Below are 26,418 nucleotides of genomic sequence, written 5' to 3' on the forward strand. Positions count from 1 at the left end.
TCGATGACCCTGACCCGATTTTCACTGCCGCTCGTGCTGGCAGTGGCCGCGATCTCGCTCGGCGCCGCGGAGGCGGCGCCGGGCGAGACCGCCCCGGCACCCCAAGCGGCCACGCAGATCCCGTTCGGTTTCACCCTCGGGGACGCGCAGCAGCCGACCACGAGCCACGTGGCCAAGCTCGGGTCCGACATCGTCTTCCCGCCGGGCGCCTTCGACGGCTTCCTGGGCGGCCTCACGAACACCGTGCCGATCTCCGGCAAGCTGACCATCCCGCCGGCGAACGGCTACTTCGTCGCGTTCCGGTTCATGCCCACCACCGGCCGGGTCGAGATCGTCCCGGACGGTGACGCCACCGGAACGGCCACCGTGCACACGGGCAAGGACAAGGACTGCAAGGCCACGCAGACCAACATCTGCGCCGACACGGACGTCACCGCCAAGGTGTTCATCAAGCTCTCCGACGTGCAGGTGGACGGCAAACCCCTCGACGTCGGCCCGGACTGCCGGACGGCCCAGCCAGCGGCGGTCACCATCAAGGCGCTGGTGCCGATTTCCCCGCCCGCCCCGCCGGTGAAGGTGACGTCGACCTTCACCACACCGCCGTTCGCCGGGTGCGTCGGGCACGAGGACGTCAGCCGGCTGCTCACCGGCCTGGTTTCCGGGCCGGGCAACACCTTCGTCTCCAACCTCCAGCTCCGCTGCTTCAGCACCGGGTGCAAGCCATGACGACGTTCCTGAGCGAAGCGCCGCAGAAGGCCGCGAACGGCCTGCGCGAGTTCGGCCGGATGTGCGCGATGGGCCTCGACGTCCTGGTCGCCATGCTCCGCCGCCCGTATCAGGTACGGGAGTTCGTCCAGCAGTTCTGGTTCATCGCCAGCGTGTCCATCACGCCGGCGATCCTGGTGTCGATCCCGTTCGGCGCGGTCATCTCGCTGCAGCTCGGCTCGCTCACCAGCCAGATCGGCGCCCAGCAGTTCAACGGCGCGGCGAGCGTGCTGGCCGTCGTGCAGCAGGCCAGCCCGATCGTGACCACGCTGATCATCGCCGGCGCGGGCGGCAGCGCCATCTGCGCCGACCTCGGCGCGCGCAGCATTCGCGAGGAGATCGCCGCGATGGAGGTGCTCGGCGTCTCGCCGATCCACCGGCTGGTGGTGCCGCGCGTGCAGGCCGCCGTCGGGGTGTCCGTGCTGCTGAACGGCCTGGTCAGCGTGGTCGGCGTACTGGGCGGCTACTTCTTCAACGTGATCGTCCAGGGCGGCACCCCCGGCGCCTACCTGGCCAGCTTCAACGCCCTCGCCCAGCTGCCCGACCTGGTCGTCAGCTCGATCAAGGCGGTGATCTTCGGTTACCTCGCCGGGGTCGTCGCGGCCTACCGCGGCCTGAACCCGAAGGGCGGCCCCAAGGGCGTCGGCGACGTCGTCAACCAGTCCGTCGTCATCACGTTCCTGCTGCTGTTCTTCGTCAACACCGTGCTCACCGCGCTGTACCTGCAGCTGGTCCCGGCGAAGGGAACCTGAGTGGCCATCCTCGGCAAACCCGGCGACCGGCTGTTCGACCTCGGCGACCAGCTGCTGTTCTACGCCCGCGCGCTCGCCGCCATCCCGCTCGCCGTCACCCGCTACTTCCGCGAGGTCGTCCGGCTGCTGGCCGAAGTGACGTTCGGCAGCGGCGCGCTCGCGGTGATCGGCGGCACGATCGGCGTGATGGTCGGGCTGTGCGTGTTCACCGGCGTGACGGTGGGCCTGCAGGGGTTCAGCGCGCTGAACCAGATCAACATCTCCGCGATGACCGGGTTCCTGACCGCGTACTTCAACACGCGCGAGATCGCGCCGCTGGTCGCCGGGCTCGCCCTCTCGTCCACTGTGGGCAGTGGGTTCACCGCGCAGCTCGGCGCGATGCGGATTTCCGAGGAGATCGACGCGCTGGAGGTGATGGCCGTGCGGAGCATGCCGTACCTGGTCACCACCCGGATCGTCGCCGGGTTCATCGCCATCATCCCGCTGTACGTGATCGGGCTGCTGATCTCCTACCTCGGCTCGCGGCTGACCACGGTCGTCTTCTTCGGACAGTCCGGCGGCACCTACGACCACTACTTCACGCTGTTCCTGCCGCCCGGCGACGTCCTGTGGTCGTTCGGCAAGGTGCTCGTCTTCAGCGTCGGCGTGATCCTGACGCACTGCTTCTACGGCTACCGCGCCGGCGGCGGCCCGGCCGGGGTCGGCGTCGCGGTCGGCCGGGCCGTGCGGACGTCGATCGTGCTGATCAGCGTGCTCGACCTGTTCCTCTCCCTGGCCATCTGGGGTGCGACGACCACGGTGAAGGTGTCCGGATGAGCCGGTTCCGCACGCAGCTCGCCGGGGTGGCCTTCCTCGGCGTGCTCGTCCTGCTCGGCTGGCTCGCGGTGGCGATCTACGACAAGGACTTCGACGACGCCGAGCTGGTGACGCTGCGGGCGGACCGCCTCGGCAACCAGCTCGCGCCGACCGCGGAGGTCAAGGTCAGGGGCGTCCCGTTCGGAGAGGTCCGGGCCGTGCGCAGCACGCGCACGGGCGCCGAGATCGACCTCGCCCTCGACCCGGCGAAGATCGGCCTGCTGCCCGGGAACGTCTCCGCGCGGCTGCTGCCGAAGACGGTGTTCGGCGAGCGGTACGTCAACCTCGTGCTGCCGGACAGTCCACAAGGGAAGCTCGAGGCCGGTGCGGTGATCGCGCAGGACCGCTCCTCCAACGCCATCGAGCTGGAACGCGTGCTCGGCGACCTGCTGCCGCTGCTGCGCGCGGTCCAGCCGCAGAAGCTGAACAGCTCGCTCGGCGCGATCTCCCAGGCGCTCGACCACCGCGGGAAACCCCTCGGCGACAGCATCGTCAAGCTGCAGGACCTCCTCGGGCAGGTGAACCCGCTGATGCCGCAGTTCAAGGCCGACATCACCGGGCTGGCGAACGCCGCCGACGTCTACACGAAGGCCGCGCCGGACATCCTCCAGGCGCTGAGCGACCTCTCGACCACCGCGAAGACCATCGTGGACACCCGGGCCGACCTCGACAACCTCTACGCGAGCGTCACCAGCGCCACCGGGCACCTCAACGAATTCCTGCGCAAGAACAAGGACAACCTGATCGGCGTCTCGGCGGCGAGCCGGCCGACGCTGGAGCTGCTGTCGCGCTACTCCCCGGAGTTCCCGTGCTTGTTCGACGCGGTCAACCGGCTCAAGCCGCTGATGGAGAAGGCACTCGGCAAGGGCACGAACGAGCCCGGCCTGCACGTGACGCTCACCGTGCAGGACCCGCGCGAGAAGTACGTCCCCGGCCGGGACACCCCGCGGTTCGACGCCACCGGCGGCCCGAAGTGCTACGGCGGCGGCGCGGCGGCCGCGGGCCCGGCCGACGGCGACCTCGGCCCGGCCAACTCGCCCGGTGAGCGGAAACTGGTCGCGGAGCTCCTGAAGCCAGCGCTGGGTGACGTGCCCGACTGGAGCAGTGTCCTCATCGGACCGGCGCTGCGCGGGACGGAGGTGACCGTCCGATGAGGAGCGTGGCGGGGCCCGCCGTCAAGGGGCTCATCTTCTTCCTGGTCACCGCGGCCGCAACGGCCGTGCTGGCGATCACCATCGCCAACTCGAACGTCGGTGAGACCATCGGCTACACCGCCCGCTTCACCGACGCGACCTCGGTCAACCCCGGCGACGAAGTGCGGATGGCCGGGGTCCGGATCGGCCAGGTCGACTCGGTGCGGGTCGTCGAACACCGGCTCGCCGACGTGGAGTTCTCGGTCGGCCGCGCGCACCGGCTCACCGCGTCGGCCTCGGTCACCGTCCGCTACCGGAACCTGGTCGGGCAGCGGTACCTGTCGATCGACCCTGGCGCCACCGACACCTCGCCGACGCTCGCCGAAGGCGCGCAGATCCCCTTGGAGCGGACCAAGCCGGCGCTCGACCTCACCGCGCTGTTCAACGGCTTCAAGCCGCTCTTCCAGGCGCTGTCGCCCAACGACGTCAACCAGCTCTCGTTCGAGATCATCCAGGTCCTGCAGGGGGAGGGCAGCACGATCGACAGCCTGCTGCGGCACACCGCGTCGCTGACTTCGACCCTGGCCGGGAAGGACGCGCTGATCGGCCAGGTGATCGGCAACCTCAACACCGTGCTCGACACGCTGAACGCCCAGGGCGACCAGTTCGACACGCTCGTCGACACCACCGCCCGGCTGGTCACCGGCCTGGCCGCGGACGCCAAGCCGATCGGGCAGGCCATCGGCGGCCTCGGCGAGCTGACCACGGCGACCGCCGGGCTGCTGGAGCAGGGCCGTCAGCCGCTCAAGGGCAGCATCACCGCACTCGGTGACCTGTCGAAGAACCTGGCCGACAACACCCCGGTGTTCCAGCAGTTCCTCGACAACCTGCCGAAGAAGCTCGACCGGATCGGCACGCTGTTCTCCTACGGCTCGTGGGCGAACTTCTACCTCTGCTCGGTGCAGACGGACGCGAAACCGGCGCCGGGCGGCCCGCCCCCGGGCATCCCGGTGACGGCTGCGAGGTGCCGGTGAAACCCTTCCGCAGCCGCAACCCGATCGCCGTCGGCGCGGTGACCGCACTGGTCATGGCCCTGATCGGGAGTGCCACCTTCTTCTCCGACGACCTGCCGCTCATCGGCGGCGGTACCACGTACCGGGCCGAGTTCCACGAGGCCGCCGGGCTGAAGCCGAACGACGAGGTCCGCGTCGCCGGGGTGAAGGTCGGCGAGGTCACCGACGTGCGGCTGGCCGGCGACCACGTCGAGGTACTGTTCCGGGTCCGCGACACCTGGGTCGGCAACCGGACCACGGCGGCGATCAAGATCAAGACGCTGCTCGGCCAGAAGAACCTCGTCCTCGACCCGGTCGGCAACGCCGAGCTGAACCCGGACCAGCCGATCCCGGCCGAGCGGACGAGCTCGCCCTACGACGTCACCGCGGTCTTCAACGACCTGGCGAGCACGGTCGGCGCGATCGACACCGACCAGCTCGCCCAGGCGTTCCGGACGCTGTCCGACACGCTCGGCGCGTCCGCCCCCAGCGACGTCAAAACGGCGTTCAACGGGATCGCCGCCCTGTCGCAGACGCTGGCCTCACGCGACGAAGAGCTGGTCAAGCTGTTCCAGAACACCAACCAGGTGTCGAAGACGCTCGGCGGGCGCTCCGACCAGATCCAGGCGCTGGTCCGCGACGGCAACACCCTCCTCACCGAGCTGAACGCCCGCAAGGACGCCATCGCGAAGCTGTTCACCGGCATCAAGAACCTCTCGATCCAGCTGCGCGGGCTGGTCGCGGAGAACCAGAAGACGCTCGGCCCGGCGCTCGACCAGCTCGACCGCGTGGCGACCGTGCTGCAGCGGAACCAGGGAAAGCTCGAGGACAGCCTGCGCCTGGCCGGGCCGTTCTACCGGCTGCTCGGCAACGCCGTCGGCAACGGCCGGTGGATCGACACCTACATCTGCGGACTGATCCCGACCGGCAGCACGCCGGGCAGCTGCCGGCCGCCGAAGAACGGGGGACGCTGATGGCCCACCAGCTCATCGACCTGGGTGCCGAGGCGCGACGGCGGACGCGGTTGCGGGCCCTCACGCTCGGCGTTCTGCTCGCCCTCGTCGTCTCGGCCGCGTGGCCCGTGGTCACCGCCCCTGCCGAGCGGACGCTGACCGCGTACTTCACCGCCGCCGTCGGCATCTACCCGAACTCGGACGTCCGCGTCCTCGGCGTCGCCATCGGCTCGGTGTCCAAAGTGGAACCGAACGGCACCGACGTCAAGGTCACCATGACGCTGCGGCCGGGCGTGCCGCTGCCCGCGGACGCCGGGGCCGTCGTCATCACGCCGAGCCTGGTCGCCGACCGGTACGTCCAGCTCATGCCGGTCTACCGCGGCGGCCCGCAGCTGCCCGACGGTGCGTCGATCCCACGGGAGCGCACCGCGACGCCGGTCGAGGTGGACGACCTGCTGCACAGCCTCAACCAGCTGATGTCCGCGCTTGGGCCGCAGGGCGCCAACAAGGACGGCGCGGTCAGCGAGGTCCTGACCCGGTCGGCGGACTACCTGAACGGCACCGGGCAGACGATCGGCACCGCGATCAAGAACCTCGGCGAGTTCGCGCGCACGGCGAGCGATTCCAAGGACGACCTGTTCAGCTCCGTGGACAACATCAGCAGGTTCACCGCGATGCTCGCCGCCAACGACGGCCAGGTGAAGCAGGCCATCTCGCAGATCGCCTCGCTCAGCAAGGTGCTGGCCGACCAGCGTGACCAGTTCTCCGGCGCGTTGACCGAGCTGACCCAGGCGCTGAGCGTCGTGCAGGGGTTCATCAAGGACAACCGCGGTCGCGTGCAGTCCGATGTGGACAAGCTGGCCGACATCACGAAGGTACTGGTGAACCAGAAGGACTCCCTCGCCGAAGCGCTGCAGGCGGCCCCGAACGCCCTGACGAACCTGCTGGGTGCCTACGACCAGGCCAACGGGACGATCGACGGCCGCGGCAACCTCCTCGAATACGCGGAGCCGAAATGAAGTCACTGGTCAAGCTGGCCGCGGTGGTCACCCTCGCGCTGGTCACCACCGGTTGCGGCAGCGGGGTGAGCGTCTACGACATCCCGCTGCCGGGCGGCGCCGCGCTCGGCGACCACCCGATCCACGTCACCGCGAGCTTCACGAACGTGCTGGACCTGGTGCCGCAGTCCGGGGTCAAGGTCAACGACGTCCCGGTCGGCCAGGTCGTCAAGGTCGAGCTGGCGCCGGATGGGCACAGCGCGGTCGTCGAGCTGCTGCTCAACGGCGACGTCGACCTGCCGGGCAACGCCGTCGCCCGGCTGCGGCAGGCGAGCATCCTCGGCGAGAAGTTCGTCGAACTCGCCCCGCCCGACGACGCGACGCCGTCGGGCCGGCTGCTCGACGGCGCGGACATCCCGCTGGACCGGTCGACGCTGACGCCCGAGATCGAGGAGGTCTTCGGAGCGCTGTCGTTGCTGCTCAACGGGGGCGGCGTCGCGCAGGTGCAGAACATCAGCCACGAGCTGAACGACGCACTCGGCGGCAAGGAGACCGCGGCGCGGTCCCTGCTGTCCGATCTGGACACCTTCGTGCGGGGGCTCGACGAGCACCGCAACGAGATCACCCGGGCCATCGAGAGCGTCAACAAGCTCTCGGCGACGCTGAACGCGCACACCGACCGGATCACCACCACGCTGAACGGGCTCACGCCGGGCATCGGCGTCCTCAACCAGCAGCGGGAGGCGCTGGTCGGGATGCTCAAGTCCCTGGACGGGCTGACCTCGGTCGCCGTCGACACGGTCAACCGCAGCAAGGACGACCTGGTCGCCGACCTCCGCGCGCTGGAGCCGCTGCTGCGGCGGCTGGCCGACTCCGGCGACAAGCTCCCGAAGGCCATGGAGATGGTCTTCACCTTCCCGTTCCCGGACGCCGCGCTGGACACCATCCGCGGCGACTACCTCAACGGGTTCCTGAAGGCAGGCCACTGATGCTGACCCGGTTCGTGCGCGTGCAGGTGACGCTCTTCGTGGTCATCGCCGTCGTCGGCGTCGCCTACGTCGGGGCCACCTACGCGGGCCTCGACAAGGTGTTCTTCGACCGCGGCTACACCGTGACCGCGCAGTTCCCGACCGGCGGCGGCATCTTCACGAACGCCGAGGTCACCTACCGCGGCGTCCCGATCGGCCGCGTCGGCGAGCTGCGGCTCACCCCGGCCGGGATGGAAGCCGACCTCGAGATCGACTCCGGTACCGCACCCGTCCCGGCCGACACCGAAGCCGTCGTCGCGGACCGGTCGGCCGTCGGCGAGCAGTACGTCGACCTGCGGCCGCGCACCGACGGCGGCCCGAAGCTGCACGACGGCTCGGTGCTCACCCAGGCCGATACGAAGATCCCGCTGCCGGTCGACGTCGTCCTGTCGACAGTGGACTCGTTCGCGAACTCGGTGCCCAAGCCCGCGCTGCGCACGGTCGTCGACGAGCTGTACAACGCGACCTCGGACGCCGGCCCGGCGCTGGACCAGCTGGTCGGCCGCGGCATCGAGTTCGTGCAGGCGGCGAGCGCCCACGTCGCGCCGCTGACCCGGTTCGTCACCGACGCGCACACGGTGCTCGACACCCAGGTGCAGCAGGCCGGGGCGATCCGCGACTTCGGTGCCAACGCGAAGCTGCTGGCCTCGACCTTGAAGGCGTCCGACGGCGACCTGCGCACCCTGATCCCGGCGGTGCCCGCGGCCGCGAACGAGGTCAGCGCCCTGATCCGCGACTCCGGTCCGGACCTCGGCGTGCTGCTTGCCAACCTGCTGACCACCGCGGACGTCCTCGAAGCCCGGCAGGACGGGATCCGGCAGCTGCTGATCACCGCGCCGCAGGCGGTCGCCGCGGCCGGCACGATCGTGCGGCCGGACGGAGTCCACATCGGGCTTTCGCTGACCTTCTTCGACCCGCCGCCGTGCACGACGGGGTACTCGACGCCGTACCGCGACGGCCTCGACACGTCGGTGCGGCCGCTGAACACGGCCGCGCGCTGCGCGCTGCCGAAGGGCGACCCGACGAACGTCCGGGGTTCGCAGAACGCACCAGGAGGACGACCGTGAGAATTGTCGTGTGGCCGGCCGCGGTCCTGGCGACCGTCGCGGCCGGGTGGTCGGGGTTCACCTGGTGGCAGGCCGCGCACGACGACGGCGTCGCGCGCGCGGTCGTCCGGGAAGAGGCGTTGCGGGCGGGGCGGACGGCGGTCGCCGGGCTGACCACTTTGGACTACCGGCAGGCCGCGCCCGGGTACCAGCACTGGCTGGACCTCTCCGGTGGCGCGCTGCACGACGAACTGGCGGCCGACCGGCCGGGCAGCCTCGACCGGATCGCCCAGGCGAAGACCGTCACCACCGGGAAGGTGACCGACGCGGCGGTGACCGAAGTGGACGCCGGCGCCGGGACGGCGAAGCTGATCGCCTCGGTCGAGCTGCTCGTGGCACCCGACGGCGGGGACGCCGTGACCAAGCGCAACCGGTTCCAGGCCGACCTGACCCGCGGGCCGGGCGGCTGGCGCGTCACCGGCCTCGGCCAGGTTCCCGTGGGGGAGGCACCGTGAAGACCGTGACCAGGAAGCGCCCGGTGAAGGTCGCCGGCCGCCACCACGACTCTCCTGAGAGCTCCGACGGGTTGGCACCCGCTGTGCCACCCCCGACCTCCGGGCCGCGGCGGCGGGCGGGGGTGGTGCTCGCGGCGGTGGCCGTGGTCATGGCCGGGCTCGCGGTGTGGTTCACGTTCGAAGCGCGGGCCACGAACGACGTCGTCGCGCACAACAGCGCGCTTTCCGACGTCGCCGGCACCGGGGAGGCCGCTAAGCAGATCAGTGCGGCGCTCGGCACGGTCTTCTCCTACCGCTACGACGATCCGGCCAAGAGCGAGCAGGCCGCGAAGGACGTCCTGACCGGACCCGCGCTCGCGCAGTACGAACAGCTCTTCGGCCAGGTCCGGAAGCTGGCGGCGGAGCAGAAGCTCGTGGTCACCTCGACCGCCGTCGCTTCGGGCGTGAAGCTCCTCGACGGCGACCGCGCGGCGTTGCTGGTGTTCCTCGACCAGACCGGCACGAGAGGCGACGGGCAGCGCAGTACCGGCGCCGCCCAGCTGAGCGTCAGGGCCGAGCGCGTCGCCGGGAAGTGGCGCGTCACCGGGATGGCCGCCGCCTGATGTCCACGACCGGGCCGGCCGGGCGGGCGCTGTCACCGGGCGTCCCGTTCGCCACGTCGTCGTACGAGGTGACGTGGCCGGAAGTGCCGTTGCCGCCGGTTGTGCCGTACGGGCCGGGCGCGTGGCTGCTGCTCACCGACGAGCACCCGGCGGCGCTCGGCCGGGCCGTCGCGCTGGCGCTGGCGCTGGCCGCGGCGGGGGACGACGCGCTGTCGCTGCCGCGCGACGACCTCGACGAGCTGCCCGGGTTCCTGGCCGGACGGCCGGTGCGCGGCGTCGTCTACCTCACCGGATCGCCGTACGCCTACCACGACCCGGAGGCCGCGCAGGAGCTGCTGCTCTCGGTGCTGTCGGTGGTCGCGCGGCTCGGCGCCGGCGTCCGGTTCCACCTGGTCACGCAGGCGGGCGGCGAGCCGGGGCTGGAGTTCCTGCGCGGGCTGGTGCGGGTGCTCGCCCTCGAGCGGCCGCAGCTGCGGGCGAGCCTGGTCGACTTCGACGCGCGGTCCGATGTGGACGTCCTGGTGCGCGAGCTGCGGTCGGACGCGCCGGACGACGAAGTCCGCTGGCGGCACGACGTCCGGTACGCGGCGCGGCTGGCCCGCGCGCCGTTCACCGCCGAGGTCGCGACCGGCCCCGGCGCGTACGTGGTCACGGGCGGCCTCGGGGCGGCGACCGCGCGGTGGCTGGCGGACACGGGCGCCACCCGGATCGTCCTTTGTGGACTGGCTTTGGCGGGCCCACCCGGCGTCCTGGTGGTCCCCGGTGACGTCGCCGAGCCCGGCGTCGCGGAGCGGCTGGTCGCGGCGGCGACGGCGGACGGCCTGCCGCTGCGGGGGATCGTCCACGCGGCGGGCATCCTCACCGACGACCCGTCGGCCGGCTGGCGCCTCGGCGTGCTGGGCGCGCGACGGCTGCACGAGGCGACCGCGGACACCCCGCCGGACTGGTGGCTGCTGGGCACCTCGGCCACGGCGCTGGTCGGCGCCCCGGGCGGCACGTCCCGCGCGACCGCGGACGCCTGGCTGGAGGCGTTCGCCGCCTGGCGCCGGTCCCGCGGCCTCCCGGCCACCACCGTCCAGCTCGGCCCGGCCCGCCTGCCCGACCTCCCCCGCCCCTACTTCTCCACCCTCTGACCCGTGTCGTCCATCGGCGTACGCGTGTCGTCCGCCTGAGTACGCGTGTCGTCCATCCCGGTACCGACCGGAGCGGACGACACGCGTACCCGGACGGACGACACGAGCTAGGTGAGGGTGGCGCGGAGGGCGAGGATCATCTCGAAGCGGTCGTCCGGGTTGCGGAGGTGGTCGCCGAAGAGGGCCTCCAGCTCCTGGGCGCGGGCACGGACGGTCTGGGGGTGGATCGCGAGGCGGTCGGCGACCTCGCGGACGTTGCCGCACGTTTCCAGCCACGCGAGCAGCGTGTGGGCCAGGCGGCTGTACTGCTTCGGGGTCAACGCCGTCAGCGGGGCCAGCCGCCGGCGGGCCACCTCCGTCACCAGGAACGGCTCCTTGCGCAGCCACAGCGTCGCGAGGTGGTCTTCGCACCAGGTCAGCGGCTCGTCCGGGAGGACTTCCGCGGTCACCAGCCGCAGGGCCTCCTGGGCCGTCGCCAGCGACCGGGCGGCCTGGCGCGGCGGGACCGGCGGCCCGACCGCCGCCCGGTGCCCGGCCAGGGCCGTCGTCAGCGCACACCGGTCCGCCGGGGCGGGCAGCAGCAGCCGCGGGGTGCCGTCCTCGAGGTCCTCCAGCGCGTCCAGCCCCGTGACGTCGGCCGGGCCGTCGAGCGCCACCGCGACGAGCCGGTGCGGCAACGGCCACTCCGCCGCCGTCGCGGCTTCCTGCACCGTCCGTGACGGCGACGGCGGGTCCGCCAGCAGCAGGTCCAGCAGCCGGCGCCGGCGTCGTTCGAGCGCGCCCGCCGCTCGCGCCTGGGCCGCCGCGTGCCCTTCGATCGACAGCGCGGACAGCTCGTCGATGTAGGCGAAGATGGCCTCGGCCAGCAGGCACAGCGTCGCCGACGGCACGCCGGCCCGCGTCCCCACCTCGGCCATCCGCCGCCAGGTCACCCGCGCGCCCACCCGGTACGCGGCCTGCAGGACGTCGAGGTTGCGGCCCTGCGCGAGCTCGTGCACGCCGAGCCCGACGAACACCTTGCGCCGCTCCTCCGGCAGCGGCCCGGACGCCGCGATGCGGTCGATGAACTGCAGGATCGCCGCCTGGACGCCGGTCCGCAGCGCCTTCCCGAACGCGCCGTCGAGCGGCCGTGCGTAGTCGGGGATGGTCCGCTGGATCTCGCGCAGCACCTCGTCGGCGACGTCCAGCAGCCGCGGCCGGAACACCGCGGCCAGCTCGCGGGGGAGCATGGCCCACAGCTGCCCCGGCCGTCCGTCGCCGCTCAGCATCGGCCCGAAGGCCGTCTCGACGGGCGATCCCGTCATTGACCCACCTCGTCGTCGAAGGGGATTCAGGAACCGAGAAGTGCCTCCGCCCGCAGCGCGATCTCCATGTCGAGCCGGTCGTCGGCGTTGTTGAGCCGGTCGCCGAACAAATCGATGAGCTGGTGCATCCGGTACCGGACGGTCTGCGGGTGCACCTTCAGCTTCTTCGCGATTTCGGGGGCGCTGCCGCGGGACTGCAGCCAGATCAGTAACGTCTCGCCGAGCCGTGCCCGCTGCTTCGGCGTGAGGTCCTTGAACGGCTGCAGGCTGCGCGCGCACAGCTCGCGGACGAGGAACTCGTCGGCGAGCAGCCACAGCGTGGACAGGTGGTCGGTGCAGCGCGTCACCGGCGCGTCCGGCAGCACGCCGCGCTGGAGCAGCTTCAGCGTGCGGCGGGCCCAGAGCAGCGAGCGCGGCGCGTCGGTGAGCCGCACGGCCGGTCCGATCACCGCGCGCCAGCCCGGCAGCCGCCCGGCGAGGTTGGCCAGGTGCTTCTCCGGGTCGCCGGTGACCAGGCACGGCTCGCTGCCCTCGAGGTCGACGAGGACGTCGGAGTGCAGGTCCGGCGCCGCGAGACTGTGCTGGTCGGCGCGGGGTTCGAGGGCGACGACGGTGACTTCGGCGGGCAGCGGCCACTGCGCCGTGGCGGCCTGCGCGGTGATGGTCTGCGGCGCGGACGGCGGGTCGGCGAGCAGCAGCTCCAGCAGCCGTCTGCGGCGGCGGGCGCGGGTGCCGGCCGCGCGTGTCTGCGCTGCCGTGTAGCCCTCGATCGAGAGCGCGGAGATCTCGTCGACGTAGGCGAAGATGGCCTCGGCGCTGGTGCACAGCGTGTCCGCGGAGACGCCGGTGGCCTGCCCGAACTCGCTGATGTGCCGCCACGCGACCCGCCCGCCGACCCGGTACGCCGTCTGCAGGCAGTCGAGGCTGCGGCCCTCGTTGAACTCGATCTTGCCGAGGTTGCGGAACACGGTCGTCCACGTCTCGAGCGGCACGGCACCGGGGGTGCCGACACTGTCGAGGCACTGGATGATCGACTGCCGGACACCCTGCGTGATGATGTGCCCGAACGCGCCTTCCAGCGGCTGGCGGTACTCGGGCACCGCCCGCTGGACCTCCTGCAGGATGGCCCTGGCGAGCGGGTCGACCCGCGGCTTGAAGCGGATCGCCAGCTCGCGGGGCAGGGACGCCCACAGCCCGATCGCGCCGGAAGCCCGGCCGGGCCGGGGATCCACCGGGGTGCGCGGGGCGGGCGGGTAGGCGGGCCGGGGCCGGTCGGCCGACACGGACTGCTGCCGGTAGGCCGGTCCGGGAGTGCGCTCGCCCGGGTTCGGCCGTCCGGCCCGCAGGACGGGTACGGGAACTCCAGTGTCCACGTCGGTCATGTGTTTTATCCTTGCTGGCAACAAAATCGGCCTCGTCGGCGGAGGCGCCGATCCGGTTTTTGTGGCTCAGGCAACATAATTTCGGGCGAACGGCACTGTCAACGGGTTGTCCGCTGACTTTGCGGTAACCCGTCCGGACTACACCCGAACGGGTGGAAGGTCGCGAGAGGACGTGACACTTCCGGCGCGCTCGGGTGGTGTGCGCGTGACAACTTTTCAGCGGGCGAGATCGTCGGTTGTCAGCCGCGTGACGATGTCGTCGAGGTTCAGCCGCGCCGGCGCGGTGTTCGAGAGGAACTCGTTCAGCAGCGCGTAGAACCGGTCCGGGGCCGCCACGTGCGGAAAGTGTTTCACGTTTTCCAGAACGGTCAAGTGGCTGCCCGGCAGCAGTGCGGCCGTCCGCTCTCCGTGCGCCACCGGGATGAGCGGGTCGCGCGCGCCCCAGACCAGCAGTACCGGTACCGCTTCGGCCAGGTAGAGCTTGTCGACGGCGCTCGCGCGCTGGCCGCGCAGGTCGATGAGGCTGCGGGCGATGCACAGGAACGCCCGGCGCCGCGCGGGATCGGCCAGCGAGGCGAAATGCCTGACCAGTTCCCGTGTTTCAGTTTTCAACGACCCACCGAGCCGGCGGCCGACCCGGGCCGCGGCGCGCGCGATCGCGAGCGTCACCCGGTTGACGGCGAGGGCCAAGGCGGCCGGCGCGCCCGGCAGCGCGGCCGCCCGCAGCACCGGGCTCACCTCCGGCCCGAGACCGGCGCTGGCCACCAGCACGAGGCGGTCGCACATTTCCGGGAACTGGTAGGCGAACTGCAGCGCGATGCCCCCGCCGAGCGAGTGCCCGACGACGGTCGCGTGCCGCACACCGGACACCGCGAGGACGTCCCGCACGGTGCTCGCCATCGCGCCGAGGCCGTAGTCGGCACGGGGAGCCTCGGATTCGCCGTGGCCGGGCAGGTCGAGCGCCAGCACGCGACGGCCTTCGCAGCGCGCCAGCACCGGCGCCCAGGTTTCGGCGCTGCCGGCGATCCCGTGCAGCAGCACGACCGCTTCGTCGCCGACGCTCGTGGGCGGCAGGTGCTCGTGCAGCCGGATGCGGCGGCCGTGCAGGGTGAGGGTCTTGACGGTCATCGGCGCCCTTTCTCGCGAAGGGGAAATTAGGGCATCCGGCTGCCGCCGTGGATGTGGTGAACGCCACCGGTGGAGAATCACGGACCGGCGTGACAAAACCGATTGCGAAAAGGCGGCGGCGCGTGCGGGTTTTCGCGGCGTCACCGGGAATGCGTATCGACATTCCTGCGGTATCCGGTAATCCTCGGAGGCATGGTCGCAATGACGCACCGGACGCGCTGATGTCCTGCCGCGCGAGTTTCCATTTCGTTCACCAGGGGCTGCCGCGGAGGTGGCCGGGCCGCCGCCCGTGGCGCCGGGTGCTGCCACTGCCGGTGCGCACGCTGGACCGGCTGGTGAGCACGGCGGGGCACGGGCCTCACCGCTGCGGCTCTCCCGGCGCGTTGAAGGCCCCCGCCGCTTGGGGGACCCCCGGTTTCAACGTTACTCGCGGCCACTGACAATTCCGGTCCCGCGGCCGGGCAGGGCCCCGGGTTGTCCACAACGCGCGCCACGCGCCCGAGTTGTCCCCAGGCGCCCCACGGCGGCCTTGGTTGCGTCTGGCGCACCGAGGGCGGCCTTGGTTGCGTCCGGCGGACCGAAGGCCGCCTTGGTTGTAGCTGCCGCACCGAAGGCCGCCTCGGGTGTGCCTCCCGCACCGAGGCCACCTTGGTTGCGTCTGGCGTACCGAAGGCTGCCTTGGGTGTGCCTCCCGCACCGAAGGTCACCCTGGTTGCGGCTGCCGCACCCGAAGGTCACCCTGGTTGCGGCTGCCGCACCGAAGGCCCCCTCGGGTGTGCCTCCCGCACCGAAGGTCACCCTGCTTGCGTTGAACGAGCACTGCGGCGCAAAGCGCCTCCGTCGCGGAGACGTGGAGCACCAAAGGCGCTCGAGGCTCACCCCTCCGGCGGCCGGTGCGCGCGCATCAGCCGCTGCGCCCGCAACGCCAGCTGCATGCCCAGCCGGTCGTCGGCGTCCTTCAACCGGTCCCCGAACAGCTCCTCCAGCTGGCGCAAGCGATTGCGGACCGTCTGCGGGTGCACCCCCAGCCGCTGCGCGATCTCCGGCGCGCCCCCGCGCGTCTCCAGCCAGGCCAGCAGCGTCTCGCTCAGCCTGTCCCGCTGCTTCTCGCTCAGCGACGCGAACGGGTCCAGGCTCTGCCGGGCCAGCTCGGCCGCCAGGAAGTCCTCCGCGAGCAGCCAGAGCGTCGCCAGGTGGTCGCGGCACCAGATGAGCGGGCCCGGCACGTCCGGGCCGGACAGCAGCAACGCCCGCCGTGCCGTGCGCAGCGCCGCCGGGGCGTCGGCCAGGGGGACCGTCGGGGAGACCGCCGCGCGCCAGCCGTCGAGCTTGGCCGCCAGCGGGGCCAGGTCGGTGTCCGGGTCGCGGGTCAGCAGGTACGGCTCGGGGCCGTCGAGGTCGGCCAGGACGCCGTCGCCGAGCAGGTCGGCGGGGAAGTCCGCCGCGTCGGGGCCGCGTTCGAGGGCCACCATCGCCGCCGTCTCCGGCAGGGGCCAGCCCGCCCCGCCCGCCAGGCCCGCGATGCTGCTCGCCGCACCCTCCGGGGCGCCGGCGATCAGCTCCAGCAGCCGCCTCCGCCGGACCGGGACGGCGCCCTCGGCCTCGGCCTGCGCCTGCTGGTAGCCCTCGATCGCGGTGGCGCACAGCTCGTCGACGTAGGCGAAGATGGCCTCCGCGGCGACCGAGATGACGGCGGGGTCGACGCCCGCCGCGACCACCGCCGGGTGCATCGCGCGCCAGGCCACCCTGGCCCCGATCGTGGCGCTGTCCTGCAGCGCGTCGAGGTTGCGGCCCTCGGCGAACTCGATCCGGCCGCGGCCGCGGTAGAACTCGATCCAGTGCTCGTGGGCCAGCGCGGGCTCGCCCATCGAGTCGACGCAGTGCTGCACCGCGTACTCGACGCTCTTCACCAGGACCTTGCCGAACACGCCCTTGAGCGGCTGGCCGTAGGCCGGCACCGTGCGCTGCACCTCCTGGATCATCGAGGCCGCCGCGTGCCCGACGTGCGGGCGCAGACCCGCGCCGAGCGCACGCGGCAGCGAAGCCAGCAAGCGAAAGCTGCGGTACTCGACCACCCATCCCCCTTCGAGTGCGTGTCCGGCGAGCGTATCCGACACGGGTGTCACTGAAAAATCAACGACCGGTTCCCGGAAAGGGTGACGCAGACTCGTCCTTTTGACACGGACGGGTGTGCGTTCTACGCTCCGTGTCAGCATTTCCGCGGAGCCAATTCCCAGTGGAGGACTGAATTCCCCATGCGTGGTTCCGCTCCCTCGGACAGTTCCGTCTGGTCCCGGCTGCCGCACGAGCTCGGTGACGCGGTGCGCCCGCGGATCCCGGAGATGGCCCGGGCCTGCGTCGACGCGATCGCCGCCGAGATTCCGGAATATTCTGGGAGATTCACCGACGGCCCCGGCCGCACGAAGGCGATCGAGCAGGTGCGGCGCGGGATCGAGCGGGACGTCGACCGCGTCGGGACGCCCGCGCTGTGGCAGGCCGACCGGCTGGCCGAGTTCCGCGGCCACGGGCGCGAAGCGTTCCACAGTGGCCTCAGCCGCGAAGCCGTGCAGGCGGCCGTGCGCGTGTCGAGCCGGGTCGCCTGGCGGTGGATCGCCGACATCGCGCGGGAGGCAGGCCTGTCCGGCGACGTCCTGTACGGCGCCGCCGAGGGGATGTTCGCCGACGTCGAGACGTCTATGGCGGCCGTCGCGGAGGGGTACAGCGCCGCGGAGGCGGCGGTGTCCGGCACCGGCGAACGGCACCGCCGCCTGCTGCGCGCGGTCCTCGGCGGCCGGACGCCGGCTGAAGTGGACGGTCTGATCGCGGCGTCGGGACTGCCCGTGCCCGAACGCGTGGCGGCGGTGGCCTTCCGTGCGCTGCCGGGCGCCCCGGAGCTGCCGCCCGGGCTGCTGCCGGAGCACGTCCCGGCCGACCCGGCCGGCGACCCGCCGGCGGCGCTGACCCCGGCCCCGGACGTGGACCTGATCGGCTTGACGGTCCTGCCCCCGGGCTGGACGGCGGCGGTCGGGCCGCTCGTTCCGCCGGCCGACGCGCCGGAGTCGTTCCGGGTCGCCCGCCGCGCGGTCGACCTGGCCGCCCGGGGGTTGCTGGACGCGCCGGGGCCGGTGATCTGGTGCCGCGACCACGTGACGACGTTGCTCCTGCTCGCGGACGAGTTCCTGGTCGGCCAGCTGGCCACGACGACGCTGGCGCCGCTGGCGGGGCTGTCCGGGCGGCGGCGGGAGCAGCTGGCGGAGACGCTGCTGGCGCTGGTCCGGACCAGGGGGAGCGCGCCGGAGCTGGGACGGCTGCTCGACCTGCACCCGCAGACGATCCGGGCCCGGTTGAAGAAGCTGGGCGAGCTGTTCGGCGAGAAGCTCGACGACCCGGCCGAGCGGCTGCGGCTGGAGCTGGCCCTGCTGGCGGAACGAGCGCTGCCGGACCGCGGCTGAGGGGGCGGCCCACGCAGCCGGCCGGTCGACTCGCGTGCCTGAATGGACGACACGCGTGTCTGGATGGTCGACTCGCGTGTCTGGATGGACGACACGCGTGTCTGGATGGTCGACTCGCGTGTCTGGATGGACGACACGCGTGCCTGGATGGACGACACGCGTGCCTGGGCGGACGACACGCGTGTCTGGAGGGTCGGGTCGTGTGGGTGGGGGTGACACGGGGAATGGGCTGGTTGGTGGATTGGCTCGTGGCGGCGGGCCGGTTGCGCTCTAGGCTGCCCGGTATGACCGGATCGCTCACCGAGCGGCTGCGGCAGGCCTCCGACAACGCCGTCGCCATGTGGAGCACGCTGGCCCGCGCCCGTGGGGACCACGTCGAAGACCACCCCGCCTTCACCGTGATCGACGGCCGCCGGTTCCGGATCATGCTGCGGACCGCCGCTCCCGGTGGTGACGCCGTTCGGGAACTGGCCGAACTCGCCCGGGCCCGCCGGGCCGAGGGGCGGACCGTCGTCGTCGAGGATCCGTTCCGGGTGGTCGACCTGAGCGCGCTCGGGATGGCCGCCGGGCAGCTGCCGGTGATGGCGCGCGAGCCCGGCCCGGTTCCCGCGCCGGACGGCGTCCAGCGGATCTGCACCCGCGCCGGGCTCGAAAGCGCCGAAGACCTCGTGGTGCACGGCTTTCCGCTCGAGGAGTACCAGCCCCTCCTCGCCGGCAGCGTCTTCCCGGCAGCGCTCCTCCACCAGGCCACCGCGTTCTTCCGCAAGGGCACCCAGGGCGCCTGCCTCACCATGGCCCACAGCGGCGTCGGCGGCGTCTACTGGGTGACCACGCTGCCCGAGCACCGCTCGAAGGGCGTCGGGCGCGCGCTGATGCACGCGGTGCTACGGCACTTCGACGACCTGCCCGTCACGCTGACCGCCTCGCGGTCCGGGCGGCCGCTCTACGAGAAGCTCGGCTTCGCCGCCCTCGGCGACGCCAACTGGTGGCGCTGACGGGAACACCCACCGCCGGTACCCGAACCAGCGGAACGCCGTGCCCGCCAGCATGCCCAGCACCATCCCGGCGACGAAGTCCGCGATTTCCTGCGTCAGGTAGCCCACGTGCGGCACCGACAGATGCAGCACGTACCGCGAGACCAGCGCCGGCACCAGGTTCGCCGCCACCGCACCCGCGTTGACGGCGAAGAACAGCGTCGCCTCGCGCACCCGCCCTAGGCCGCCCCGCCCCGCGAACGACCAGCGGCGGGACAGCAGGTAGGCGAACGCCGTGGCGGCGACCGTGGCGATCGCGAGGGCCGTCACCGGCTTCTCACGGAACACGGTGAGCTTCAGGCTGTAGTCGCCCAGTAGGGTGACCCCGTACGCGGCCAGGCCGACGACGGCGAAGCGGAGCAGCTCTCGCGGCTCAGGCATGGTTCCTCCAGGTGACGCCGGAACGGGTGGAGGTTTTCGATGGCACGCACGGGCGGTGAGGGCGAACTTCCCTCGGTCGCCGAGCTGGTGAACCTTTCGCAGACGAAGCCGCTGATGATCCGCGGCGAGCTCGACGCGAAACTCGCCGAAGAGGCAGCGGCCGCCGAACCCGAACCCGCCCACGATCCGCTGGCCATCCTCGACGCCGAGCTGGCGGCGGAGCCGGACGGCGAAGCCGAAGACGCACGTCCCCAGGAGGCCCCGCCCGCCGACGGGTCCCGCCGGGTGAAGCCGTTCCTCCTCGCCGCGGGCGCGGCCGTCGGGCTCGGGCTGGCCGCCGTCGTGCTGCTCCAGCCGCACCAGGTGGGCGGGACGGCCGTGCCGCCGCCCGGCGTGCCCGCCCCGGTCGTGCCGCCGGCGACCTCCAGCGAAGCCGTGGAGACCATGAGCGCCTCCGCCTCCGCGCCGCCGCTCACCGCCGAGGTCCGGCACACCACGGTCGAGACCACCAGCGCACCGGCCGGCGCGGGACGCAGGCCCGCCCAGGCCGAGCCGACGCCGACGCCGAGCTCGGTGTCGCCGGAGGAGCAGTGGCGCCAGTACGTCAGCTCGATGATCAGCTCGTGGCAGCAGCACCCGCACCCCGGCCGGAACCGCTGATCAGCAGCTCGCCGTCGCCGGTTTGCCGGCGATCCGGTCCTTCACGAAGGCCAGGACGTCGGCGTTGCCGGTGTAGACCAGCGTGATGTGGTCGGTGTCGTAGGTCTTCCACGTCTCCTGGACGCCGGCCGCGCAGTAGGTCTTGTGCAGGCTGTCGGCCTGCGCGAACTGCACCAGCTGGTCGCCGGTCGCGTGGTAGAGGAACACCGGTACCCGCGGTGGCGTCCCGCCGAGCTTGTTCTCGGTCAGCCGCGCCACCCACGCGGGCTTGATGTAGCCCGGGCCGGTCGTGTAGTCCGCGATCTTCTGGTTCGCGTACGTCGTGAGCAGCTCGAACGTGCACGCGCTGCGCTTCATCTCCGCCAGCTTCGCGCGCCCGTTGTCGCTGAGGAACGAGTCCAGCTGCAGCTCCGGGTACGCCTGGTCGAGGCCGAGCAGCGCGTAGGCGAACACGCCGAAGCCGAACTTGCCGTCGAGCTGCAGCGTCACCTGGACCAGGTCGGCGGGCACGCCGCCGGCCGCCACGCCGACGAGGTTCAGCTCCGGCGCGTACGACGGCTGCAGCTCGCCCGCCCACGCCGCGGCCCCGCCACCCTGGGAATACCCGCGGAACACGACCTTCGCCGACGCCGACAGCCCGGCCGCGCCGAGCCGCTGGGCCGCGCGGACCGCGTCGATCACCGCGGGGCCTTCGGACCGGCCCACGACGTAGGTCGTCGTCGGCGCCGGCTGGTACCCCTCGTAGTCCGGGACGGCGACGGCGTACCCCGCGTCCAGCAGGTCGTCGAGGCCGGGCTGCTCGTAGAAGGCGCCGATGCCGATCATCGCCGATGGCGTGCACGCGAAGGCCGGGCCGTGCGTGCCCGGCGCGAACGCGACGATCGGGGCCGTCGCGCGGTCGGCGGTCTTCGGCACCAGCACCGTGCCGGTGACGGCGTCGGGCTGCCCCAGCGCGTTCGTCGACAGGTACATGACCTGCCACGCGTCGACCGACGCCGCGCGCGGGCCGGCGTGCGACGGCCGCCAGCGGATGACGTCACCCGGCTTGCCCGCGGGCAGGGGCGACGGCGGCACGTAGAACGCGTCGTCGGGCGGGGCGGGCGCGGCGGCGGCCGCGGGCGCGAAGGCCGTGGCCAGGACCAGCGCCACCAGCGTGGCGAGCACGCGGCGGGCGGTCACGCGCCGGTCCCGTAGACGCGCTTGCAGGTCGCGGACTCGCTGAAGGCCAGTGCGAGCTCCGGGTTGGCCTTGAGGTCCTTGATCGGGCCCTCCGGATCGGCCAGCTTGCCCATCGTCGCGTCGGCGTCGGAAACGACCTGGCGCAGGCCGGCCTGGTCGGTCACCGTTGCCTGCTCCATCCGGGTCTTCGTCTCGGCCAGCTTGCTCTGCGTCTCGGTCAGGTTGCCAGTCGCTTTGTCCACAACGGACTGTCCACCCGGGACGGGCGGGACCCCGGCCGTGCGCAGGCCGCCCGCCATGTCCTCGAGCGCGGAACCGAGGCGGCCCAGGAAGTCCACCATCGCGGCCCTGGTCTTCACCGGGTCGGCGTCGTCGACGGCGGGCGGCTGCGAGAGCTTCGCCGAGCCCGCAGCCACGCCGGTGCACACCTTGTCGACCCAGGCGAGCGCCGCGGGGTCGGCGTGCCGGCCCGGGTCGGGCGGGGCGTCCGAAGCGCACGCGGCGCACGACAGAAGCGCGGCCGCCGACATCACGAGCACCGCGCTGTGCATTCTTTTCATGGGTTTCGAAGCTACGCGGCGCGCCAGCGCGCGGGCAAGAAGAGAATGGCGGGTTGGCACGTGCGTCAACATTCCGGCAGTCGGATTTGTCACGCGTGTCAGCGGTTCGGAGGCCGCGCTGTGCTGGGGAAACCTTCCCCGGCCTGCTAGGAAACCCGCCGGTCTGGCGTGCCGGTGTGACAATTTGCGGTGTCCGCGTGACCTTTTTACCGAAAGCCCTTGATCGGCGCTATTGGTGCTCGTTAGCTTACGGTCCGGTCGCGATTACTGGAAACGCGCCGCCGTTTCGTATCACCGTTGATACACGGAAGGACCATCGTGAGTCACCCAAGAGGCAAGAAGATGACGGTCGCGGCCGCCGCGGCCGCGGGTGCGGCCACGCTCGTCGCCACCGCGCTCGTCGCCGGGGCACAGGCCAGCGCCGCCGACCCGATTTCGCTGACGCTGAACTACCACTGCACCTTCCCGCTGGTGGGGTCCCAGTCGCTGAAGGTGGTGATCAACACCGACCTGCCGACCACGGTGAACACCGGGCAGCCGACCGGGGCGTTCGACATCAAGGCCGTGTCCACCATCAACGCGGACACCGTCAGCGGCCTGAGCCTGATCGGGGCCACCACCCTGGAAGGCACCGCCACCGCGAGCGCGACCGTCGCCGCGCCGAGCCTCAACCTGCCGGTCAGCGTGCCGATCACGCTGGACAAGACGAACATCCCGGCGTCCGGTGAGATGAACATCAACGCGGCGGGCAAGACGCCGTCGCTGACGTTCACCCAGGCCGGCCAGGCGAAGATCACCGTGGGCGACCTGAACCTCAAGGTCACCCCGCGCAAGGCCGACGGCTCGGTCACCGGCATCACGCCGGACGGCACGATCGACGCGCCCTGCACGCAGGACAGCGGCCAGAACAACACCCTCGCCACGATCACCATCAACGGCGGTGGCGGGACGACCACCCCGCCCACCACGACCCCGCCGGTCACCACGCCGCCGACGACCACGCCGCCGGTGACGACCCCGCCCACCACCACACCGCCGGGCGGGGGCATCAAGTACTCCTTCGGCATCACCGGGCAGACCGCGCTGAAGTCGCTCGGCAGCACCGCGCCGATCACCGGCTCGTTCGACGCCGACGTCAACCTGTCGGCCAAGACGTTCACCGGCAACCTGCTGCTGAACCCGACGCACACCGACTTCAAGCTGTTCGGCTTCCTCCAGGGCAGCTCGGACGTCAAGGTCGTGCAGAACGGCCCGCAGACCGGTGAGCTGGTGGGCACCGGCTTCAAGGCGCACATCAAGTTCGACACGTTCCTCACCACGGTCAACCTGTTCGGCATCCCGATCAGCACCGACCCGAAGTGCGGCACGGTCAGCCCCTCGACCAGCGAGATGACCACCGGACCCGACTTCGACCTGCTCAAGGGCGGCAAGCTGTCGGGCACCTACTCGCTGTCCGCGCTGCAGAACTGCGGTTCGTTCAACGACATCATCAGCGCCTTCGCCAAGAGCGACGGCAACTCGCTGAACCTGACGCTCGCCAAGAAGTGACCTGATCTGCCGGCCCCCGCTGCGCGCCGACTGCGCCGCTGCGGGGGCCGGTGCCACACCCGGAACCTTCGAGAAAGGGAGCGCCCGTGCGGATCGCCCGGTCGTTGCTCGCCGCCTGCGTGCTCGCCCTCGCCGTCGCCACGCCCGCGGCGGCGTCGACGCCGATCGACAAGGACCTGAGCTTCACCTGCCCGTTCCCGTTGATCGGGCTGCAGAAGCTGGCTGTCGAGGTCAAGGCGGCGTTCGAGGTGCCTGCCGCGCCCGGCGGCACCTTCACGACGACGGACCTCGCGGTGGCGGTGACCGTGCCGGACAAGTCCACCCGCGGTCTGGCCCTGGTCGGCGCGGCGAGCATCGAAGGGACGGCGTCCGCAGGGGTGACGCTGACCAACGGCCCGCTGACGCTGCCCTTGACGTTGCCGCTGACCGTGGCGAAGACACCGGTGCCGTCGTCGGGGCCGTTAACCACCAACGCGTCCGGCTCGGTGCCGCCGGTGCAGCTGCCGAACGCGGGCAGGACGGCGCTGACGATCGGCGGCTTCAGCGCGCGGCTCACGCCGAAGAAGGCCGACGGCTCGTTCACCGGGCTGGGCTCGTTCACCTCGGACTGCACGCTCGACCCCGGCCAGGACCCGGTGCTGCTGAGCTTCGACCTGGGGTCTTCGCACGAATACCGCGTCACCGGCTCGACGACGCTGAAGGCGCTCGGGGCGACCGCGCCGCTCACCGGGTCCTTCGCGGTCCCGGCGTTCAGCCCGGCGTTCGACGCGACACGGGCGGAGTTCAAGGTGTTCGGGTTCGTGCCCGGGACCGCCGACCTGCAGTTCAGCCCGGACGGCCCGCAGACCGGCGAGATCACCGGTGACGGCTTCGTCGCGCACGCGAAGCTGGCGCTGGCGTTGCCCCGGGTGACGTTGTTCGGACTGCCGGTGGCGGACGCCGGGTGCCGGGCGAGCGCTTCGATCCCGGTCGACCTGAAGACGGGTGCCGGGTTCGCGCTCGCGTCGGGCGGGCCGGTGAGCGGGCAGTACGCCATCCCGCCGCTGACCGGCTGCGGCACGTTCACCACGTACCTCAGCTCGCTGGTCCAAAATGACAGCAACACGTTCGCCGTCACGTTGACTGCGCGCTGACCGCCGCTCACCTCCGGCCGGTATAGGTGGAGGAATGCGCCGAACCACTGTGGGGACCCTGGTCGTTGTCACGCTGCTCGCCACCGCCGCACCCGGGGAGGCGGCCGGACTGGGCCGGGACCCGGTGGCGGTGATCTACGACCGGGACCACGCGCTGCACGTCCTCAACGCCGGCGCGACCGACGACGAGCTGACCCTGCGGACGCAGGCGCTGGCGTCGAGCGCGTGGACGTTCTTCCGCGGGACTTCGCCGCTCTATTACCGCGACCTGGGCGAACTGCCGCCCTCGCAGTACGCGGCCGCGGGCGGCGACGTCTGGCTCACCGGCGACGCGCACCTGGAGAACACCGGCGCCGACCGCGGCGCCGACGGCGAAGAGCAGTTCGCCATCACCGACACCGACGACGCCTGGCGCGGGTCGTGGACGTGGGAGCTGCGCCGCGAAGCCGTCTCGATCGTGCTCGCGGGCCGGGCCGGCGGCCGCAGCGCCGGCCAGATCGCCACCGACGTCGACACCTTCGTCGCCGAGTACGCGCAGTGGATCGCGAAGTTCCACGGGACCGGCGACGAAGCGAGCTGGCGGCTGACCTCGGGCAACACCTCCGACCTGGTCGGGGACCTGATCGACGAGGCCGCGGACGACAAGCGGGCCGACCTGCTCGCGAAGTGGACCACCGGCGGCCACTTCAAGAGCGATCCGCAGCTGCAGACGGTGTCCGCGGCGACGCGCACCCAGCTCGTCGACGCGGTCGCGGCGTACCGGACCACCGCGGGCAAGCCGCTCAAGGCCTCCGAAGCGGTCGTGAAGGACGTCCGGCGGCGGACCGGCGCGGGCACCGGCAGCCTCGGCCGCTTCCGCTGGTACGTGCTCGTCGAGGGCGACACGACCTCGGCGTCGGACGACCGGATCCTCGAGCTCAAGCAGGAGGTCGACCCGGCGCCGAAGCAGCTGGCGCCGAACGCCACGGCGCCGACCGGCGGGCAGCGTCCGGCACTGGCCCTGCGCTGGCTGGCGAACGAGTCGGACCCGCTCGCCGGCTGGGCGAGCGTCGGGAGCACGCCGGTGCTGGTGAAGGAGAAGTCCCCGTTCGCCGAGGACCTGAAGATCGGCGACCTGACGACGTCGGCGATCTGGGACGACACCGTCCGGGACGTCGGCCGCCTGCTGGCCGCCGCGCACGCCCGCGCCGACCAGGACATCCCCGGCACCGGCCTCACCTACTCGGCGGACGCGGCGATCGACGGCGCGATCACGTCGGTCGCCGGCCTGCAGGCCGAGACGCGGGCCTTCGCGACGGGCTACGCCGACCAGGTCACCCGCGACTGGCAGGCGTACGTCGCCGCGAAGAACAGCGGCCGGCCGCTGTTCTAGTACCTCAGCGGGGCCGGAACATCCGGGTGAACCCGGCTCCCGAAAGGACCAACGCGGCCAGGAACAACCCGCCGTGCAGGAAGTCGCGCGCCAGGACGTCCCCGGCGAGCTGCGCCACCAGGTCCACCACGCCGAGCCCGCCGATGACCGCCAGCGCCGGGCGGGCGCCTTTCAGACCGCGGTGGGCCGCGTGGACGAGCAGCGCGAAGAGCCCGGCGCAGACGGCGAACACGAACACGGCCACCGGCAGCGGGACGGCTCCGGTGATTTCGGTGTGGCGGCCGGTCAGGCGGCCGGCGAGCGTCCCGATGAACCAGCACGCCGTCGCACCCCACCAGGCGAGTGCCGCGGACTGGGCCATCCGCGCAGCGTATGCGCGATATGCCCGGTTCGGCCCCGGTCGGCGGCCGAACCGTTATCGACCCGGTGTCACACCGGGGTGCTATAAAACGC

General features: G+C 72.0%; 26 protein-coding genes. 18 read left to right on the forward strand and 8 right to left on the reverse strand.

Annotated elements, in window-relative coordinates; all coding sequences use genetic code 11:
* Positions 1 to 3 precede the first annotated feature (3 nt).
* The 12 genes from ACWEGE_RS36620 to ACWEGE_RS36675 are packed head-to-tail and all read left to right on the forward strand — an operon-like array spanning position 4 to position 10,832.
* Positions 4 to 726, forward strand: a complete 723-nt coding sequence (locus ACWEGE_RS36620) for a hypothetical protein (RefSeq protein ID WP_449665067.1) — start codon at positions 4 to 6, stop codon at positions 724 to 726.
* The gene (locus ACWEGE_RS36625) at positions 723 to 1,517 is read left to right on the forward strand and encodes an MlaE family ABC transporter permease (protein WP_176175339.1); all 795 of its coding nucleotides are present in this window, start codon (positions 723 to 725) and stop codon (positions 1,515 to 1,517) included. Before ACWEGE_RS36620 ends, ACWEGE_RS36625 begins: the two co-directional genes overlap by 4 nt.
* Positions 1,518 to 2,333: an MlaE family ABC transporter permease gene (locus ACWEGE_RS36630; protein ID WP_449665068.1), complete on the forward strand. Its 816-nt coding sequence runs from the start codon at positions 1,518 to 1,520 to the stop codon at positions 2,331 to 2,333.
* Entirely contained in the window at positions 2,330 to 3,526 is a 1,197-nt protein-coding gene (locus tag ACWEGE_RS36635; RefSeq protein WP_449665069.1) for an MCE family protein, read from the forward strand. The genes ACWEGE_RS36630 and ACWEGE_RS36635 overlap by 4 nt, the downstream gene beginning before the upstream one ends.
* Positions 3,523 to 4,539, forward strand: coding sequence for an MCE family protein (locus tag ACWEGE_RS36640; protein ID WP_449665070.1), 1,017 nt, complete (start codon positions 3,523 to 3,525; stop codon positions 4,537 to 4,539). The genes ACWEGE_RS36635 and ACWEGE_RS36640 overlap by 4 nt, the downstream gene beginning before the upstream one ends.
* Entirely contained in the window at positions 4,536 to 5,531 is a 996-nt protein-coding gene (locus ACWEGE_RS36645; protein ID WP_449665071.1) for an MCE family protein, read from the forward strand. The genes ACWEGE_RS36640 and ACWEGE_RS36645 overlap by 4 nt, the downstream gene beginning before the upstream one ends.
* Positions 5,531 to 6,529, forward strand: coding sequence for an MCE family protein (locus ACWEGE_RS36650; protein ID WP_449665072.1), 999 nt, complete (start codon positions 5,531 to 5,533; stop codon positions 6,527 to 6,529). Before ACWEGE_RS36645 ends, ACWEGE_RS36650 begins: the two co-directional genes overlap by 1 nt.
* Positions 6,526 to 7,497, forward strand: coding sequence for an MCE family protein (locus tag ACWEGE_RS36655; RefSeq protein ID WP_449665073.1), 972 nt, complete (start codon positions 6,526 to 6,528; stop codon positions 7,495 to 7,497). The genes ACWEGE_RS36650 and ACWEGE_RS36655 overlap by 4 nt, the downstream gene beginning before the upstream one ends.
* Positions 7,497 to 8,603, forward strand: a complete 1,107-nt coding sequence (locus ACWEGE_RS36660; RefSeq protein WP_449665074.1) for an MlaD family protein — start codon at positions 7,497 to 7,499, stop codon at positions 8,601 to 8,603. The genes ACWEGE_RS36655 and ACWEGE_RS36660 overlap by 1 nt, the downstream gene beginning before the upstream one ends.
* A complete protein-coding gene (locus ACWEGE_RS36665) occupies positions 8,600 to 9,097 on the forward strand; it encodes a hypothetical protein (protein WP_449665075.1) in 498 nt (165 codons plus the stop codon). The genes ACWEGE_RS36660 and ACWEGE_RS36665 overlap by 4 nt, the downstream gene beginning before the upstream one ends.
* 5 nt (positions 9,098 to 9,102) lie before the next feature.
* A complete protein-coding gene (locus ACWEGE_RS36670; protein WP_449665076.1) occupies positions 9,103 to 9,699 on the forward strand; it encodes a hypothetical protein in 597 nt (198 codons plus the stop codon).
* Positions 9,699 to 10,832 (forward strand): KR domain-containing protein, encoded by a 1,134-nt coding sequence (locus tag ACWEGE_RS36675; RefSeq protein ID WP_449665077.1) that lies wholly within the window; start codon positions 9,699 to 9,701, stop codon positions 10,830 to 10,832. Before ACWEGE_RS36670 ends, ACWEGE_RS36675 begins: the two co-directional genes overlap by 1 nt.
* A gap of 107 nt (positions 10,833 to 10,939) precedes the next feature.
* Here ACWEGE_RS36675 and ACWEGE_RS36680 read toward each other — a convergent pair whose 3' ends face one another.
* The 4 genes from ACWEGE_RS36680 to ACWEGE_RS36695 form a co-directional block, all read right to left on the reverse strand.
* The gene (locus ACWEGE_RS36680; protein WP_449665078.1) at positions 10,940 to 12,136 is read right to left on the reverse strand and encodes a PucR family transcriptional regulator; all 1,197 of its coding nucleotides are present in this window, start codon (positions 12,134 to 12,136) and stop codon (positions 10,940 to 10,942) included.
* 26 nt (positions 12,137 to 12,162) lie between these two features.
* Positions 12,163 to 13,518 (reverse strand): helix-turn-helix domain-containing protein, encoded by a 1,356-nt coding sequence (locus tag ACWEGE_RS36685; protein WP_449665079.1) that lies wholly within the window; start codon positions 13,516 to 13,518, stop codon positions 12,163 to 12,165.
* 216 nt (positions 13,519 to 13,734) lie between these two features.
* Positions 13,735 to 14,646 (reverse strand): alpha/beta fold hydrolase, encoded by a 912-nt coding sequence (locus ACWEGE_RS36690; RefSeq protein ID WP_449665080.1) that lies wholly within the window; start codon positions 14,644 to 14,646, stop codon positions 13,735 to 13,737.
* Positions 14,647 to 15,521: 875 nt separating this feature from the next.
* A complete protein-coding gene (locus tag ACWEGE_RS36695; protein WP_449665081.1) occupies positions 15,522 to 16,721 on the reverse strand; it encodes a PucR family transcriptional regulator in 1,200 nt (399 codons plus the stop codon).
* A 180-nt stretch (positions 16,722 to 16,901) separates the two neighbouring features.
* Here ACWEGE_RS36695 and ACWEGE_RS36700 point away from each other — a divergent pair, with 180 nt between their 5' ends.
* Both ACWEGE_RS36700 and ACWEGE_RS36705 read left to right on the forward strand, forming a co-directional pair.
* On the forward strand, positions 16,902 to 18,098 hold the full coding sequence (locus tag ACWEGE_RS36700; protein WP_449665082.1) for a helix-turn-helix domain-containing protein: 1,197 nt from the start codon (positions 16,902 to 16,904) through the stop codon (positions 18,096 to 18,098).
* Positions 18,099 to 18,382: 284 nt separating this feature from the next.
* On the forward strand, positions 18,383 to 19,093 hold the full coding sequence (locus ACWEGE_RS36705; RefSeq protein ID WP_449665083.1) for a GNAT family N-acetyltransferase: 711 nt from the start codon (positions 18,383 to 18,385) through the stop codon (positions 19,091 to 19,093).
* Here the strand turns inward: ACWEGE_RS36705 and ACWEGE_RS36710 are convergent.
* Positions 18,983 to 19,513, reverse strand: coding sequence for a GtrA family protein (locus ACWEGE_RS36710; protein ID WP_449665084.1), 531 nt, complete (start codon positions 19,511 to 19,513; stop codon positions 18,983 to 18,985). The genes ACWEGE_RS36705 and ACWEGE_RS36710 overlap by 111 nt on opposite strands.
* A gap of 39 nt (positions 19,514 to 19,552) precedes the next feature.
* Between ACWEGE_RS36710 and ACWEGE_RS36715 the strand changes: the two genes are divergently transcribed.
* Positions 19,553 to 20,173, forward strand: coding sequence for a hypothetical protein (locus ACWEGE_RS36715; RefSeq protein ID WP_449665085.1), 621 nt, complete (start codon positions 19,553 to 19,555; stop codon positions 20,171 to 20,173).
* On the opposite strand, the gene ACWEGE_RS36720 is transcribed toward ACWEGE_RS36715, so the two are convergent.
* Both ACWEGE_RS36720 and ACWEGE_RS36725 read right to left on the reverse strand, forming a co-directional pair.
* Complete coding sequence (locus ACWEGE_RS36720) at positions 20,174 to 21,352, reverse strand: lipase family protein (RefSeq protein WP_449665086.1); 1,179 nt, start codon at positions 21,350 to 21,352, stop codon at positions 20,174 to 20,176.
* Complete coding sequence (locus ACWEGE_RS36725; protein WP_449665087.1) at positions 21,349 to 21,912, reverse strand: hypothetical protein; 564 nt, start codon at positions 21,910 to 21,912, stop codon at positions 21,349 to 21,351. Before ACWEGE_RS36725 ends, ACWEGE_RS36720 begins: the two co-directional genes overlap by 4 nt.
* A 318-nt stretch (positions 21,913 to 22,230) precedes the next feature.
* Here ACWEGE_RS36725 and ACWEGE_RS36730 point away from each other — a divergent pair, with 318 nt between their 5' ends.
* The 3 genes from ACWEGE_RS36730 (at position 22,231) to ACWEGE_RS36740 (ending at position 25,965) form a co-directional block, all read left to right on the forward strand.
* Positions 22,231 to 23,460 carry a DUF6801 domain-containing protein gene (locus tag ACWEGE_RS36730; protein WP_449665088.1) on the forward strand — a complete coding sequence of 410 codons (1,230 nt, stop codon included), beginning with the start codon at positions 22,231 to 22,233 and terminating at the stop codon, positions 23,458 to 23,460.
* Between the two features lie 86 nt (positions 23,461 to 23,546).
* On the forward strand, positions 23,547 to 24,593 hold the full coding sequence (locus ACWEGE_RS36735) for a DUF6801 domain-containing protein (RefSeq protein WP_449665089.1): 1,047 nt from the start codon (positions 23,547 to 23,549) through the stop codon (positions 24,591 to 24,593).
* A 34-nt stretch (positions 24,594 to 24,627) separates the two neighbouring features.
* Positions 24,628 to 25,965 carry a DUF2252 family protein gene (locus ACWEGE_RS36740; protein ID WP_449665090.1) on the forward strand — a complete coding sequence of 446 codons (1,338 nt, stop codon included), beginning with the start codon at positions 24,628 to 24,630 and terminating at the stop codon, positions 25,963 to 25,965.
* Positions 25,966 to 25,969: 4 nt separating this feature from the next.
* On the opposite strand, the gene ACWEGE_RS36745 is transcribed toward ACWEGE_RS36740, so the two are convergent.
* The gene (locus tag ACWEGE_RS36745) at positions 25,970 to 26,326 is read right to left on the reverse strand and encodes a hypothetical protein (protein WP_449665091.1); all 357 of its coding nucleotides are present in this window, start codon (positions 26,324 to 26,326) and stop codon (positions 25,970 to 25,972) included.
* Positions 26,327 to 26,418 lie beyond the last annotated feature (92 nt).

The organism is Amycolatopsis sp. NPDC004747, from assembly GCF_053601335.1.